Below are 15431 nucleotides of genomic sequence, written 5' to 3'. Positions count from 1 at the left end.
GACCACGCGCTTATGGTCGGGTCACACCATTTCAGACGGAGTGACCCGACCATGATGCGTTTCCTCATCGGCGCCAGCGCCGCTGCCCTCGTTGCCACACCCGCCCTCGCGCAGGACTTTTCCGCCGAGCGGATCGAACATCATGTCCGCACCCTGTCGGACGACTGGTTCGAAGGTCGTGCGCCGGGAACGGCGGGCGAGGACAAGACGGTCGCCTATCTGTCGGGAGCGATGGCAGCGGCTGGACTCCAGCCGGGCGGCGACATGCGCGCCGACGGCACGCGCAAGTGGACGCAGGACGTCGTGCTGACCCGCTCGACGATGGTCGATGATCCGGTTCTCTATCTCAACCTTGGCGATGAGCGCATCGAGATGGTGCAGGAGCAGGATCTCGCCGTGCGCGCGCCGGTAAACGGTAAGGCGCAGGTGCAGCTCGACGATACGCCGCTGGTGTTCGCGGGATACGGCACCCACGCACCCGAGCGCGACTGGTCCGACTTCAAGGATGTCGACGTGGCGGGCAAGATTATCGTCGTGCTCGTCAACGACCCCGATTTCGAGGGCGGCGAAGGCGACTTCGGCGGCGATGCCATGACCTATTATGGCCGCTGGACCTACAAATATGAGGAAGCTGCGCGGCGCGGGGCGGCGGGCGTGCTGGTCATCCACGAGACCGAACCCGCCAGCTATCCGTGGGGCGTGATCGCGAACGGCAACAATCAGACGCTCGACATCGTGCGCGACGACCCGGCTGCCGCCCATTCGGGGCTCCAGGGCTGGATGCATCTCGACGTCGCCAAACGCCTCTTCGAGCATGCGGGCACGACCTACGAAGCGGCCAAGAAAATGGCGCAGAAGAAGAACTTCCGTCCGATGGAGCTGGGCGCGAGCCTCGACGCGACGCTGCTGGCGCAGAGTGATGAATTCGCGGCGAAGAATGTCGTCGGGATCCTGCCGGGCAAGAGCGCCGAGGATGAATATGTCCTCTTCACCGCGCACCACGACCATCTCGGGGTCGGCGAGGCCGACGAGGATGGTGACACCATCTACAATGGCGCGCTCGACAATGCGACGGGCACCGCGATGATGCTCGAACTGGGCCGCGCCTTCGCCGAAACGGGCGGCACCGACCGCAGCCTCGTCTTCCTCGCCGTCGGCGCGGAGGAAAGCGGCCTGCTCGGCGCCAAATATTATGCGGCCAATCCGCTCTACAGCCTCGCGAAGACGGCAGGCGTGCTCAACACCGACAGCCAGGGCGTGTTCGGTCCCGCGCGCGACTTCTCGATCGCGGGCACGGCGCGACTGGGATTGCTCGAACTCTTGATGGAAGAAGGCGTCAAGCAGGACCGCAGCTTCTCCCCCGACCCCAATCCGGCGTCGGGCGGCTTCTACCGCTCGGACCATTTCGCGTTTGCGCAGAAGGGTGTCCCCGCGGTCAGCTTCAAGTCGGGTAGCGCGCTTCTCGAGGGCGGTGCGGATCGCTCGCGTGAAATCGCGGCGGCCTATACGGCAAACCACTATCACCAGCAGAGCGACGAATGGTCGCCCGATTGGAACTTCGAGGGCATCGTCCGCGATGCGCGGCTGCTTTACGCGGTCGCCAGCCGCCTCGGGAACGAAGGGACTTGGCCGAACTGGGCGGAAGGAAGCGAATTCAAGGCGCTTCGTGACGAAAGTGCGGACAAGCGCGATTGATCATTTCGGAGGGCCTCGGCATGGCGATCACCTTTTACACCAATCCGATGAGCCGCGGACAGATTGCGCGCTGGGCGTTGCACGAGGCGGGCGCGGACTATGAGCAGGAACTCGTTGCGTACGGCGAGGAAATGCAGGGCGACTATCGGCGCGATATCAATCCGATGGCCAAGGTCCCGGCGATCGTTCACGACGGCAAGGTCGTGACCGAATGTGCGGCGATCTGTGCCTATCTTGCCGAGGCCTTCCCGGCCGCCGCCCTCGCCCCCCGTGCAGACGAGCGAGCCGCTTACTTTCGCTGGATGTTCTTTGCCGCGGGGCCGGTCGAGGCGGCGGTGACCAACAATGCGCTCGGCATGAAGCCGGAAAAGCCCGAACAATCGCGCACGCTCGGTTATGGCGACTACGACCGCACGATCGACACGCTCGAAGCGCATTTCGAGCGCCACGCCTATGTCTGCGGCGAACGTTTTACTGCGGCGGACGTCTATGTCGGCAGCCAGGTCGTCTGGGGAACGCAGTTCGGGACGATGCCGCAGCGTGACAGCCTCATTGCTTATGCCGAGCGCCTCACGGCGCGCGAGGCATATCGTGAGGCCAAAGCCATCGACACAGAGCTCATCGAGCAGTCACAGCAAGCGGAATAAAAGCGCCGCCCGCGGTCCCAGATCAGATCTCGTAGGGCTCAGGCTTGTCGCGCTCGCCGAGCATGACCGAGATCGAAAGCTCGCCGGTCTCGACGTGGGCCTGCATGTCCTCGCCGGTGAAGGTGACGGTCGGAGTGGCGATCGTCGACCATCGCTCGCCGTCCCAGTCGCGGATCTGCAAGACGACCGTGCGCATCAGACCGCCGTCGTGCACATAGGCGTCGAGCACACGCCTGCAGAAGGTTCGCGCAGCGTCGCAGCGAAGGTCGAGACGCTTGACCTTGTTGGCAGCGATCGGCGCGGAATGGCTGGTGATCGTGTCGCTGTGGCCCTCGTCCACGACGCTGACCGACAGGTGGAAGGGCTGCGCGTTTGCGGCCTCGGGGAGCGGGGTCGCCACCAGGGCGAGTAGGCTGAGGATCATCGCAATATTCCTTCGACAAACAAAAAGGGCCCGGCAATCGTTTGCCGAGCCCTTCGTGATGTCAATTCTTCGTTCTGCGAACTACTCGCGTCCACCCATGAACGACAGCAGGAACTGGAACATGTTGATGAAGTCGAGATACAGCATCAGCGCACCCATCGTCACCGCGCGGCGCGTGGCGTCACTCGAGTGGGCGACGTGCGTATAGATGCTCTTGATCTTCTGCGTGTCGTAGGCGGTCAGACCCGCGAAGACGAGCACACCGATCGCCGAGATGGCGAAGTCGAGCGCGGCGCTCTGCAGGAACAGGTTGATGACCATCGCAACGATGAGGCCGACAACGCCCATGATGAGGAACGTGCCCCAGCCGGACAGGTCCTTCTTGGTGGTGTAGCCCCAGAGCGAGAGCGACCCGAAGGCGACCGCGGTGGCGAAGAAGGTCTGTGCGATCGATACGCCCGAATAGATGAGCGGGATGACCGACATCGAAACGCCGAGCACGGTGGCGAAGGCCCAGAAGGTCGTGCGCTGCGCGCCCGTGCTCATCTTCTGCCAGCGGAAGCCGAGAATGACGACGAAGATCAGCGGCGCGATCGCGAAGAGGAAGCCGAGGCCCGAGCTCCACAGCGACTGAGCAACGCCCGTCAGGTAAAGGCCGAGCGCCACGATGCCCGTCCAGAGCACGCCCGAAGCCATGAGATTGTACACGCTGAGCATGTAGCTGCGCAGGCCCGCATCGCGTGCGGCGCGCGGTACGCTGGTCGTTGCAGCATTGTCGAAGCTGCTGAACCGGGTACGGTCGTCGAACTGGTTGGCCATTTTTCTCCTCTCCGCCCCGGGGCACCCGGGACGCAATTGCCCTGTTGGTCGTGAAGGCAATATCGGGCCTCATCGCTCCGATTTCAAGCAAAACCGGATCGGTGGGGCCGGTCCGTCGGTTGTGGCGGAATGACGCGGGAAAAGCTGGAGAAACGCTGGTTCGAGCTGACGCGGAAGCAGCTCCCCTCGCTGGCGCCAGAGCGCGGCTGGCCGATCCGCTTCGATCATTGTTTCCAACGCGTCCTGCTCGACCATGCGGTCGGGGGAACGTGGCGCGAGGTGATCGCATCCCCCGCCTATCGCAACGCTACCGACGCGCAGCTCGATGCGGCGATCGCGCTTGGCGAGCGCGTGCTGGCGGGGAGCGTCGATCTGGCGGCGCTCGACCGCCAATCGCTCGAATGGCGCGGAAAAGCCCGCTGAAGAATGCGCCTCTTTATCGCCCTTCCCTGCCCCGAGCCGATCATCGACGATCTGGCGCCTGCCATGGAGGGTGGTCCACCGGGATTGCGCTGGGTGCCCGAGGAGCAGTTGCACTGCACCTTGCGCTTCATCGGCGAAGTCGAACGGCCCGTGGCCGAAGATATTGCCGAAAGCCTGTCCGGACTGCGGTCTTCGGCATTCGAGGTGCGCCTCGATGGCGTCGGCATCTTCTTCCATCGCCGGCGCGGCGCCTTGTGGGCAAGACTGGCGCCCAAGGGGCCCCTCGAAGCGCTCCACGAAAAGATCGACCGGGCCGTGGTACGATGCGGCCTGGCCCCCGAGCGGCGTGCCTATTTGCCGCACGTCACGCTGGCCCGCTGGTCGGGTGGCGCGATCGATGCGCGGGCGTGGGCGGAGCGGTGGGCGGGGCTTTCGAGCGCGACACAGGGCATCGACGCGTTCGTGCTTTATGAAAGTCGTTTGCATCGTGAAGGGCCGACCTATGACGAATTGCTCGCCGTCCCCTTAGCGAATTGAAACGGAACGAAGCGCACCGTTCACGGTTGGAAAACCATGTATATGGCGGCATCGTGACCGTGGCCCGTATCGAAGCGATCGCGACCGCCACTCCCTCCCTCGATTTCGAACAGGACTATCGACGCTGGGCGCTCGCGCGTCTCGGCGACACGCGCGAGGGCAAGCTCTACGCGCGCATGGCCGAGCGATCGGGGATCGAGCATCGTTGGTCGGTCCTCGACGAGGAGGACGCGCGGCTCGAGGATGGCTCCGGCTTTTACGGGGGCACGAAAGCACCGGGCACAGAAGAACGGATGGCGATCTACGAACGCGAGGCGCCCAAGCTGGCAATGACGGCAATCGGGAATTTGCCGGAACTGGGCTCGGTGACACATCTTGTGGTGGCGAGTTGCACCGGTTTTGTCGCGCCCGGAATCGACCAGATCCTCGCGCGGCGGCTGGGACTGCCGGCGACGGTCGAACGCGTGCTCATCGGCTTCATGGGCTGTTATGCGGCCGTAACCGCATTGCGCTCGGCGCGGCATATCGTCCGGTCCGACCCTTCTGCGCGCGTGCTCGTGGTCACGGTCGAACTGTCGAGCCTGCATCATCAGCGCACCGTCGATCTGGAGCCATTGCTCGCCGGCGCCCAGTTCGGCGACGGGGCGGCAGCCGCGATCGTGACGGCGGCGGGGCCGGGCATGGAAATCCGGCGGGGGTTGTCACTCGCGCTGGAGGACAGTGGCGATCTCATCACCTGGGATATCGGGAATCACGGCTTCGTCATGCGTCTTTCGGGCGAGGTGCCGGGCCGGATCGCCGCGGCGCTGAGGGCTCCGCAAGTTCAGGAAACGATCCTTGGCGAGCGGGACGTCGCGGACGTGGGGGCGTGGGCAGTCCATGCCGGCGGCCGCTCGATCCTCGATGCCGTCGAGAAGGGCATCGGCCTTGCGCCCGATGCGCTCGAGGCGTCGCGATCGGTATTGCGCGATTTCGGAAACATGTCGTCTGCCACGTTGATGTTCGTGCTCTCGCGGCTGATGAAGGACCGCCCTGCCTCCGGCGTCGCGCTTGCCTTCGGTCCCGGGCTGGCGATGGAGGGGTTCACGTTCGGCTGGTCGGACGATGCTCGCTGAGCGGCGTGTCGCCGAGGAGATGATGGACGATCCCGCGCTGGATGCGGACACCTACCGCGACGTCGTCCACGATCTGGCGCGCGTCAACACGGTCACGCTGGCGCGCCGTCCGACGCTCGATTTCGTGAAGCGCGCGGTGGGAGCGCGCCGGCAGTTCCGGCTGCTCGACGTGGGATATGGAGACGGAGACATGCTGCGCGCGGTCGCGCGGTGGGCCGAGCGCCGCTCCCTTGACGCCGATCTCGTCGGCATCGACCTCAATGTGCGAAGCCTCGCCGCCGCGCGCGAGGCGACCCCCGAGGAGCTCGCGATCGACTATCAAACGGGCGACTATGCCGCGCTTGGCGACGAGCCCTTCGATCTGATCGTCTCGAGCCTCGTCGCGCACCATATGACGCGCGCCGAACTGCTTTCCTTCCTGACGTTCATGGACCGACACGCGCGGCTCGGCTGGTTCGTCAACGATCTGCATCGCAACGCGGTCGCCTACATGGGATGGCCGCTGCTCGCCGCGGCGATGCGCTGGCATCCGATCGTGCGGCACGACGGGCGCGTCTCGATCGCGCGATCGTTCCGCACGTCGGATTGGGAGGCGTTGCTTGCGGAAGCGCGGATCGAGGGGGCGCGGACGAGACGGGTCTTCCCCTTCCGGCTCTGCGTGGAGAAGCTTCGATGAGCGCGCAACCGATCGTTCTCGGCGCGGGCCCGGCGGGATGCGCGGCGGCGATCAGGCTGGCGCGCGGCGGAAGCCGACCCCTGCTCATCGACCGCCATGCCGAAGCCCATGACCCGATCTGCGGGGGATTTCTCAGTTGGCAGACGATCGCGGCGTTACGCGCGCTCGGCTACGATCCCGCCGAGGACGGCGCCGCCCCGGTGCGGCGGCTTGCCCTGCTCGACCGGGACAGGGAGACAGTGGCACCGCTGCCCGCGAACGGCTACGGCCTCTCGCGCCGGGCGATGGACGCAGCGCTGCGTCGGCTGGCGCTCGGCGCCGGCGCCCGCCTTGCGATCGATCACGTGCGCGCCATGGACGGGCGGCGCCTGATCGGCGAGAACCGGAGCTACGAAGGAGACGCACTGTTTCTCGCCAGCGGAAAGACCGACGTCCGTGGGATGCGACGACCACGCTCCGCTGACGACCCGACGCTCGGACTGCGCTTTCACCTCGATGCCGACGAACGGCTTCGCACGCTGCTGTCGGACCGGATTGAACTGCATCTCTTCGAGGGTGGCTATGCCGGGATCGTCATGCAGGAAGGAGACCGCGCAAATGTCTGTCTCGCCGTCCGCAAGTCGCTCCTCGCGAACGCGGGGGGCGATCCGGCGGTGCTCGTCGAGAAACTTGCTGCAACGCATCCCCGTTTCGCGGAGCGGCTGATGCTGTTCAATCGGGCCACCTCCATCGATTCGATCGCGGCGGTGCCCTATGGATGGCGCGCCAAGGCTACATCCCCCAGTGTCTTCCGGTTGGGCGACCAGGCCGCCGTGATTCCCTCGCTTGCGGGCGAGGGCATGGGGATCGCGCTCGCCAGCGCCGCGGACGCGGTTCACGCCTATCGTGACGGTGGGAGTGCAGCGGCACAGGCGTTTCAGCGGCGGTTCGGGCGACGGTCACGTTCGCCGGTAACGGTCGCCTCCGCTTTATGGCGGATCGGCGAGACCGGTAGCGGTGCCAGGTTTCTTCGCGCCGCCGCCAGTGTCCCGATGCTCCCACGCCTCGCCATGCGACTGAGCCGGATCTAGCGCTCGCCCATCTGCTTGATTGTCAGCTTAGCGGAACCCACATCGGGGCTTGGCCCGTTGGCCCTTCGTGCGCTAGGAAGCGCAAAGAACAAAACGAGAATATCGAGGACTTGGATGGCGCTCACCAACATCAGCGTGCGCGGCGCGCGCGAACATAATCTCAAGGGCGTCGACGTGGATATCCCGCGTGAGAGCCTGACGGTCATCACGGGCCTGTCGGGATCGGGCAAGTCGAGCCTCGCTTTCGATACGATCTATGCCGAAGGGCAGCGGCGCTATGTCGAGAGCCTGTCGGCATACGCACGCCAGTTCCTCGAAATGATGCAGAAGCCCGACGTCGAGCATATCGACGGCCTCTCCCCCGCTATTTCGATCGAGCAGAAAACCACCAGCCGCAACCCGCGCTCGACGGTCGCGACCGTCACCGAAATCTACGACTATATGCGCCTTCTCTGGGCTCGGGTCGGCATTCCCTACTCTCCCGAGACGGGCCTGCCGATCGAGGCCCAGCAGGTCAGCCAGATGGTCGACCGCACGATGAAGCTGCCTCAAAAGTCGCGCCACCTCCTACTCGCGCCCGTCGTGCGCGGCCGCAAGGGCGAGTATCGTAAGGAGATGGGCGAGTGGCAGGCCGCAGGCTTCACGCGCGTGCGCATCGACGGCGAAGTCTATGCGATCGACGAGGCCCCTAAGCTCGACAAGAAGTACAAGCACGATATCGAGATCGTCGTCGACCGCATCGTCATCAAGGAAGGCATCGAGCCGCGCCTCGCCGACAGCTTCGAGACGGCGCTCGATCTTGCCGACGGCCTTGCCTATCTCGACCCCGTCGATCCTCCCGAGGACGGCGAGAAGCAGTCGGGCATGAAGCTCGACCATGGCGTCCCCGGTCGCATCGTCTTTTCGCAGCGCTTCGCCTGCCCCGTCTCCGGGTTCACGATCAGCGAGATCGAGCCCCGCCTGTTCAGCTTCAACGCCCCGCAGGGCGCGTGCGCGAGCTGCGATGGTCTTGGCGAGATGATGGAGTTCGACGAGGATCTCGTCGTTCCCAACCATGATCTGACGCTCAAGAAAGGGGCGGTCGTGCCATGGGCGAAGAGCCAGCCGCCTTCGCCTTACTACATGCAGGTCCTGGGCAGCCTCGCGCGCGCCTACGATTTCAGCCTCGAGGACAAGTGGGCCGATCTCGACGAGGCGGCCAAACAGGTCATTCTCTATGGCACGAAGGGCAAGCCCGTGACGCTCCGCTTCGTCGACGGAAAGAAAAGCTACGAGGTGAAGAAGCCGTTCGAGGGCGTGATCGGCAATCTGGAAAGACGCATGCGCACCACAGAGAGCGCGTGGATGCGCGAGGAATTGTCGCGCTATCAGGCGGCGCATGCCTGCGAAACATGCGGCGGCGCGCGTCTCAAACCCGAAGCCAGAGCGGTCAAGATCGCCGGGGAGGATATTTCCAAGTCCGCTCGCCGCTCTGTGGCCGATGCGGTCGATTGGTTCGGGAGCGTGTCAGACACGCTGACCGATCAGCAGCGCGAAATTGCGGGGCCGATCCTCAAGGAGATCAACGAGCGCCTCGGCTTCCTCCACAATGTCGGTCTCGACTATCTCAATCTTGACCGCACGTCCGGGACGCTGTCCGGCGGCGAGAGCCAGCGCATCCGTCTCGCGAGTCAGATCGGCTCGGGCCTGTCGGGCGTCCTCTATGTCCTCGACGAACCCTCGATCGGCCTTCACCAGAAGGACAATGACCGGCTGCTCGAGACGCTGAAGCGCCTCCGCGGTCTCGGCAATACGGTCCTCGTCGTCGAACATGACGAGGACGCCATCCGCACCGCCGATCATGTCATCGACATGGGCCCCGGCGCCGGGGTGCGTGGTGGCGAAGTCGTCTGTTCCGGTACGCTGGAAGAGATCATGGCGTGCGAGGACAGCCTCACGGCCGATTATCTTTCCGGTCGCCGGGAAATCGCCGTCCCCGCAACGCGCCGCATGGGAACCGGCAAGAAGCTGACGTTGAAAGGCGCCCGCGCCAACAATCTTCAGAATGTCACCGCCTCGATCCCGTTAGGAACCTTTACCTGCGTCACCGGCGTCTCGGGGTCGGGCAAGTCGAGTTTCACGATCGACACGCTCTATGCGGCCGCCGCCCGAGCGTTGAACGGTGCACGCATTCTGTCGGGAAAGTACGACCGCATCGATGGGCTCGATCATCTCGACAAGGTGATCGACATCGACCAATCGCCGATCGGGCGAACGCCGCGGTCCAATCCTGCGACCTACACCGGTGCATTCACGCAGATCCGCGACTGGTTCGCCGGCCTCCCGGAATCGAAGGCGCGCGGCTACAAGCCCGGCCGCTTCAGTTTCAACGTCAAGGGCGGACGGTGTGAAGCCTGCAAGGGCGACGGACTTCTCAAGATCGAGATGCACTTCCTGCCCGACGTCTATGTCACCTGCGACGTCTGCCACGGCGAGCGCTACAATCGCGAAACGCTGGAAGTGACATTCAAAGGCAAGTCGATCGCCGACGTTCTCGACATGACGGTCGAAGATGCGGTCGACTTCTTCAAGGCCGTCCCGTCGATCCGCGACAAGATGGAGATGCTGCAGCGTGTGGGGCTGGGCTACGTCAAGGTCGGCCAGCAGGCCACCACTCTATCGGGCGGCGAAGCGCAGCGCGTCAAACTCGCGAAGGAATTGTCGAAGCGTGCGACAGGTCGCACGCTCTATATCCTTGATGAACCCACGACGGGCCTGCATTTCGAGGATGTCCGCAAATTGCTGGAAGTGCTCCACGCGCTCGTCGAGCAGGGCAACACGGTTGTCGTGATCGAGCACAATCTCGACGTCATCAAGACCGCCGATCATATTCTCGACCTCGGACCCGGCGGAGGCGTGAATGGCGGTCAGATCGTCGCCAAAGGCACCCCCGAGCAAATCGCGAAGAGCAAGGACAGCGCCACCGGGCATTACCTTGCCCCCTTGCTGTCTCAACGAAAAAAGGCGCCCGTCAACGCAGCCACGCCGACGGACGCCTCGCTCGCAGAGGCGAAATAGCGTATTATCAGCCCGAAACGGCCTCGTTCTCGCTGCTGGAGAGCTCCGCACTGCCGTTCTGGGGGGCCGCCAGAACCGCGCACGCCATCCGGGCGCCTGAGTCACCGGACGGATCGGTGCGATAGTCATCGGGTCCGGCGTGAACGATGAGAGCGGTTCCGTCTGCGTCGTTGATCGTATTCTGTTCCGACCCGGTGCTGACGCCGCGGGCGAGATAATTGAAGTCGACCATGCCATTGTCGTCCGCGGTCAGGTTCGCAAGGTCGCCCAAGTGGGCCCCGTTGGGGTTGTCGCGTCCATGCTCGTTGCCGGTTGGGTTCCAATGGCCGCCGGCGCTCTGGAAGTCGGGCCCTTCGCACAGACCTGTCTCGTGCAGATGGACGCCATGGGTTCCGGTAGCGACCCCGAGCTCCCGTACAGAGATCGATAGATTGCCGTCCTGCTCGGTGTAGTTGACGTAGCCGACCGCATTTCCATTGCCGTCGAAAAGGTCGACGCGCTGTTCCTCGGAAACCGGAGCTTGCGGTTCGGTCTGCTCCTCCGAAGACTCCTGGCCGCACGCCGCCAATGCCAGGGCTCCGAGGATGAGGGTCGTCTTATAAGTCAATGTTCGATCTCCTAGATTGTCCGTCACGAACGAGTAGGAGCCGAATGGGTTCACCATCGATCTTCACTTCACGAAAAAGGGGCCGATCCGAAGATCGACCCCTCTCTACTTACCAAGGATTTCTCAATCCTCGCCTCGCTTAGCCGCGCTCGGGTTCGGGCGGCGGCGGCGGCGGCGGCGGCGGCGGCGGCGGCGGCGGGCACTGCTCGCTCGCGAGAATCACCGTGCCGTCGGGGCAGGTGATCGTGGCCGGCGGCGGCGGGGGCGGCGGCGGGGGCGGAGGCGGCGGCGGAACCACCACTTCTTCTTCGCCACCGATATTGAACAGCAGGCTCGCAAGGATGCTGTGCGAGGTGATGCTGCCGTCGTTCAATTCGAGGTTCGCGAGCGGCGCAATCGCCTGCGGTGCGTAGTCGAACTCGCCGGTGTTGAAATAACGATACTTCAGGCCGAGATCGATCGAATCGCTCAGCGCGAAGCGGATGCCCGCAAGGGCCTGCCAAGCCCAGGTGCTATCGGTTTCGTCAAAATTGGTGACGCCCGGCGCGTTGATGTCATGCGTGATACCCGCAAGACCGATGCCGCCGCCGACGAAGGCAGCGAAATTGTCGTTGCCGAGGTCGAGCAGGAGGTTGAGCATGCCCGAGTAGATCGTCAGGTCACCCGGATCGGAGATGACGCCGATATCCGTAAGCGACGTCGAGTTGATCCCCGCCGACTTGTAAGAACCTTCGATTTCTGCACGCAGCGCGCCGAAGTCGTATCCGATCACGCCACCGATATCGTAGCCGTTGTCATAATCATTGACGACGCCGTCGATCGCGGCAAGCGTAAGAACATCGGCCGGATCGGTACGATCGTCGACCACATAATCGAGTTCGGCATCTTCGACGATCAGAAAACCGCCTTCGATACCGATGTAGAGCGCGCCATCCTTCGCCAATGCCGGTGTCGCCAGCATGGTGGTCGCGAGGATGCTCGCCAGACCAAATTTCTTCATTTCCTGTCCCCTCAAAAGAGCGTTGAACACCGGAGTGTCGGGGACGAAAACGCCAAGCGGGAATTTAGTTGCGCTCCCGATGTCGAATTATGTTGCGCCTGCACAACAGTATCCACTCCCTTACCGTTCAAGGGTCTGAAATAGGAGGATAAATTTTCAAGTCTCGATAAGGCCGTGTTCCCGCATCGCTCCGAGAATCCCCTGAATCGCGCCCCTCGCTTCCAAATCCGCGAACTGCCCGCCCATCGGTGAATTCACCGCTGGCTGGCGGCCAGCGAGAACCTTTTGCCCATCGACCCGCACTTCGGTGAAATCGCCAACGCCCCGCAGCCATTGCGACCCATCGAAGCGCCAATCGCCGCCGCCGGTACCATCGGCAACATGCATTCCGGCTCGTGGCGTCACGAACCGCCATCCCCCTTCGCTGAAGATCGCCAATGAACTTTCCGCTGCCGCCGCGAAGGCGCCCTGTCCATTCGGGCCGACGAGATAGCAATCCCCGGGAGCAGGGTCTGGGGGCTCCGCGTTGACGGAAATGCCTGCGACCCGTGCATGAAGGAGAGCGTCGATCAGGACCAACGCCTCGTTATGGGTGATTTCCTTCTGCGCCTGCCCCCCCTCGAGCAGCGGCAGGCCAAGTCTTGCAGTCTTGGTCATGTCACTTGTCTCCTATTCGATCGTCATTTGCGCGGCATGGGACAGGGCCTTGTCGCCGATCATCACCACGCTCACGGCCCATGGTTTCGCCCCCACCGTCGTAAGTTGCGACGCATCGAGCTGGATAGCGGACGTCCCTATTTCCTCGACCAACTCGCCCGCCTGACCGCGTATCTTGACGCGATAGGCTTCCCGCCCTTCGCTGAGCGGCGCATCCACATCGTCCATCCATCCAAAGCCGTTGCGATCGCGCCTGGTCCAGTTGAGCGACAGTTCCCCACCCTGTTCTTGCGAAGACAGATGTACCGGAGACAGCGGCCGCGAGGCGGTTCCCTTGAACGTGACCCCATGCTCCTGCGCGTCGTCATCAGCCAGCCCGGCGGGGTTCGCTCGCACCCAGGTGCCGACGCGCTCGCTCTCGACTGCAATCGACACCAAGCGTGCGGCGTCCATCAGAACGAAATCCTCGCGCTCTTCGTGGCGCGCGACTTCGACCTCGCAGCCTCTCCGACCGCGCAGGAACCGGGACAACGCAAAACGCCCTCCTCCCAAGGCCTTGGCGCGTCCGAACTGCAAAAGCTCGGCGCCGATCATCGCCAGGTTCGATCCGGCAAGAAGCGCTTCGTCACTGACAGAAACAAGGTTCGCATCGGGGTCGACGAGTTCGACGATGACCGTGGAACGCGCATCGATGAAGGCGGTCGTTGCCGCCGGCAATATGGTCTCGCATTTTCCCCACACGCTTTCCCGGCCTGCGCTCTGGATCATGTCCCACTGCGAACCCACCGAAAGTTCGATGGGGGTCGCAACCCAGCCCGGGCTCGCATTGGCTGCGGCGAGAAGGAGCTGGCCCGATCCGCTTCCGTCGAGATCGGGTGGTTCGAACAGCGCAATCTGCGTGGGAGCGCGCACGATGTCGGGAGCGCCCACATTCTGTCCAGCATCGACAGGTAGGTCGCCCGTGTCGACCCGCTCTCCGATCCAGCGCGCCGTCATCTTCACCGCAAAACGGTCCAGCTCGACCGACGTTACCTGCCACCGCGAGGTGTCCGCGCCCAATCGCACTTCGTCGCCCGGCTGGACGGTCATCGCCGACGGGAGAATGTCGATCTCGATGGTGCGCCGCGTTTGCCATTGCTTTCGCAAGGTCTCTTCGGCCCAATGACGCGCATCGAGCGCTGACAGGACCATTGGCGCGTCGATCGTAACATCGCGTCGTCCCCCGAAGGCCCGCGCCATGCTCCGACCCGCCTGATAGTCGAGCGAGGCGTCGTAATAGTCGAGCTGCAGCACCGATGGCATCTCGGCATCTGCCCGGACCTTCTCTATCCGATGCGTGCGTGTCTCGTCGAGCGTCGCCTCCAGCTTGTGCGTCTCGATGTCGACCGATCTCCCGTCGCCAAGCAGGAGGCAATTGCCCTGGCTGCGGAGCGGTTGATCGAGCAATTCAAAGACAGGATGCAGCGCATCGCCGACCGACTGCCCATGCACGGCATATCCCTCGATCGCGCGATCCGCCTGCGCCTCGATAAGACCACCCGACGCCTCGGCAAGCAGCGACCCGATCGTGAGACCCTCGCCTGCGAGAATTTCGAAGGTCAGCAACCACGCGAAATGATGTTCGGGTCCCCTCAGCCCATCGGGGCTTTCGCCCGAGAATATCTGCGCGACGCTGCCGCACGGCCAGCGCAGCGTCCCGCTCGTCCGCTCCCACCGCAACGTCACGTCGCGCGATCGCGCGACCGCCAGCAGACCGCTGCGCCCTTCGACCATCACGCTGCGCGCTTCCTCGATGCTCGCCGCCACCAGCGCGATCCGCTGGCGTTTGCGCGCCCCCGCGACCGACAGGATCCATTCGGCCCCCGCACGCGTCTTGCCAAACCCGCGCCCGCCCATCATCAGCCACGTCCGCCAGCCCTCGGTTTCGGGCGGTAGCTGCGAAGCATCGGCCCAGGCCTCGAACCAGCCGTCGAACCGCAGCGCCTCGCGCGCCGACAGTTTCCCCAGCAATTGCGTGCGTTTCTCCGGTGAAGCGAGCGCCAGCCGCTCCATCCACATCGCGGTGAGGCTCAACGCTCCTGCGCCCCGCCGTCCTTCGCATCGAGCGACCCCCGCGCCCGCAATTTATCGCCCAGCCGGTCGAGTTTCTGCGCGATTCGCGCGCGAACCTCGCTGACATTCTCCTCGGCCACCTCATAGTCCGCCTCGCGCGCCGTATCGCGGTGCATCTTCAGGAGGTTCATCGCCAGCGCGTTGGGATATTCATGCACCACGCTCTTGGACCCGTCCTTGTAGGTCGTGACCTTCTCGCTCCCCGAGATCGCCCGCTCCAGCAGCGCCATCTCCAGCTTGGCATAACCCTCGCTCAGCGCCTGTTCCCAACGCTGCCGATAGCCCGCGTCCAACCGACGCCGCTCGTAACAGCGCTGCGGCGAAATCCCTGCCGTCTTCGCCGACAGCTTCACGTTGCAGCTCGCCGCCAGGGTCGAGAAGAATATCTCGTCCTGTTCTGGACTGACCCGCCGCTTGCGCGCTTTCAGTTTCGGCTTCCTGCCCCGATCGAGGTGCAGCTGCACCTTCTTGTCATCGCCCGCCACGCCATTGTCTCCATCACCCCGATGAAGGTTGGTTCCGCTTCGACCTGAAAGCCTTCGGCATTCCCTCGAGCCTCAAGACCGAATCGCCGTGTCAGCAAAAAAAAGGC

15 protein-coding genes are annotated in these 15431 nt (G+C 64.1%); 8 read left to right on the top strand and 7 right to left on the bottom strand.

Translation table 11 applies throughout. The features are described from left to right. Positions 1-51 precede the first annotated feature (51 nt). Both WJS89_RS11500 and WJS89_RS11495 read left to right on the top strand, forming a co-directional pair. On the top strand, positions 52-1695 hold the full coding sequence (locus WJS89_RS11500) for a M28 family peptidase (protein WP_346341077.1): 1644 nt from the start codon (positions 52-54) through the stop codon (positions 1693-1695). A gap of 20 nt (positions 1696-1715) precedes the next feature. Further along, complete coding sequence (locus WJS89_RS11495; RefSeq protein ID WP_346341076.1) at positions 1716-2342, top strand: glutathione S-transferase family protein; 627 nt, start codon at positions 1716-1718, stop codon at positions 2340-2342. Positions 2343-2364: 22 nt separating this feature from the next. Here WJS89_RS11495 and WJS89_RS11490 read toward each other — a convergent pair whose 3' ends face one another. Beyond that, the gene (locus WJS89_RS11490) at positions 2365-2766 is read right to left on the bottom strand and encodes a hypothetical protein (protein ID WP_346341075.1); all 402 of its coding nucleotides are present in this window, start codon (positions 2764-2766) and stop codon (positions 2365-2367) included. 81 nt (positions 2767-2847) lie between these two features. Further along, on the bottom strand, positions 2848-3585 hold the full coding sequence (locus WJS89_RS11485; RefSeq protein WP_346341074.1) for a Bax inhibitor-1/YccA family protein: 738 nt from the start codon (positions 3583-3585) through the stop codon (positions 2848-2850). 129 nt (positions 3586-3714) lie between these two features. Here WJS89_RS11485 and WJS89_RS11480 point away from each other — a divergent pair, with 129 nt between their 5' ends. The 6 genes from WJS89_RS11480 (at position 3715) to uvrA (ending at position 10463) form a co-directional block, all read left to right on the top strand. Further along, complete coding sequence (locus WJS89_RS11480; RefSeq protein WP_346341073.1) at positions 3715-4008, top strand: GCN5-related N-acetyltransferase; 294 nt, start codon at positions 3715-3717, stop codon at positions 4006-4008. A 3-nt stretch (positions 4009-4011) separates the two neighbouring features. Beyond that, positions 4012-4545, top strand: coding sequence for an RNA 2',3'-cyclic phosphodiesterase (gene thpR, locus WJS89_RS11475; protein ID WP_346341072.1), 534 nt, complete (start codon positions 4012-4014; stop codon positions 4543-4545). Between the two features lie 26 nt (positions 4546-4571). Beyond that, positions 4572-5660: a type III polyketide synthase gene (locus WJS89_RS11470; protein WP_346341071.1), complete on the top strand. Its 1089-nt coding sequence runs from the start codon at positions 4572-4574 to the stop codon at positions 5658-5660. Further along, positions 5650-6336, top strand: coding sequence for a methyltransferase domain-containing protein (locus WJS89_RS11465; RefSeq protein WP_346341070.1), 687 nt, complete (start codon positions 5650-5652; stop codon positions 6334-6336). The genes WJS89_RS11470 and WJS89_RS11465 overlap by 11 nt, the downstream gene beginning before the upstream one ends. Then, positions 6333-7406 (top strand): NAD(P)/FAD-dependent oxidoreductase, encoded by a 1074-nt coding sequence (locus tag WJS89_RS11460; protein WP_346341069.1) that lies wholly within the window; start codon positions 6333-6335, stop codon positions 7404-7406. Before WJS89_RS11465 ends, WJS89_RS11460 begins: the two co-directional genes overlap by 4 nt. 114 nt (positions 7407-7520) lie before the next feature. Next, positions 7521-10463 carry an excinuclease ABC subunit UvrA gene (gene uvrA, locus WJS89_RS11455; protein WP_346341068.1) on the top strand — a complete coding sequence of 981 codons (2943 nt, stop codon included), beginning with the start codon at positions 7521-7523 and terminating at the stop codon, positions 10461-10463. 7 nt (positions 10464-10470) lie between these two features. Here uvrA and WJS89_RS11450 read toward each other — a convergent pair whose 3' ends face one another. The 5 genes from WJS89_RS11450 to WJS89_RS11430 all read right to left on the bottom strand — a co-directional run bounded on the left by WJS89_RS11450 (position 10471) and on the right by WJS89_RS11430 (position 15324). Beyond that, positions 10471-11070: a superoxide dismutase family protein gene (locus WJS89_RS11450; protein ID WP_346341067.1), complete on the bottom strand. Its 600-nt coding sequence runs from the start codon at positions 11068-11070 to the stop codon at positions 10471-10473. A 139-nt stretch (positions 11071-11209) separates the two neighbouring features. Further along, positions 11210-12070 (bottom strand): outer membrane protein, encoded by an 861-nt coding sequence (locus WJS89_RS11445; protein WP_346341066.1) that lies wholly within the window; start codon positions 12068-12070, stop codon positions 11210-11212. 156 nt (positions 12071-12226) lie between these two features. Further along, positions 12227-12727 carry a DUF2793 domain-containing protein gene (locus tag WJS89_RS11440; protein WP_346341065.1) on the bottom strand — a complete coding sequence of 167 codons (501 nt, stop codon included), beginning with the start codon at positions 12725-12727 and terminating at the stop codon, positions 12227-12229. Between the two features lie 12 nt (positions 12728-12739). Beyond that, positions 12740-14800: a GTA baseplate fiber-binding domain-containing protein gene (locus WJS89_RS11435; RefSeq protein WP_346341064.1), complete on the bottom strand. Its 2061-nt coding sequence runs from the start codon at positions 14798-14800 to the stop codon at positions 12740-12742. After that, positions 14797-15324, bottom strand: coding sequence for a hypothetical protein (locus WJS89_RS11430; protein WP_346341063.1), 528 nt, complete (start codon positions 15322-15324; stop codon positions 14797-14799). The genes WJS89_RS11435 and WJS89_RS11430 overlap by 4 nt, the downstream gene beginning before the upstream one ends. Positions 15325-15431: the final 107 nt, after the last annotated feature.

This window comes from Sphingomicrobium aquimarinum (assembly GCF_039655735.1).
In the GTDB taxonomy this organism is placed as follows: domain Bacteria; phylum Pseudomonadota; class Alphaproteobacteria; order Sphingomonadales; family Sphingomonadaceae; genus Sphingomicrobium; species Sphingomicrobium aquimarinum.
The sequence above is the reverse complement of the archived record's forward strand: the minus strand, read 5'-3'. Positions and strand labels throughout refer to the sequence as shown.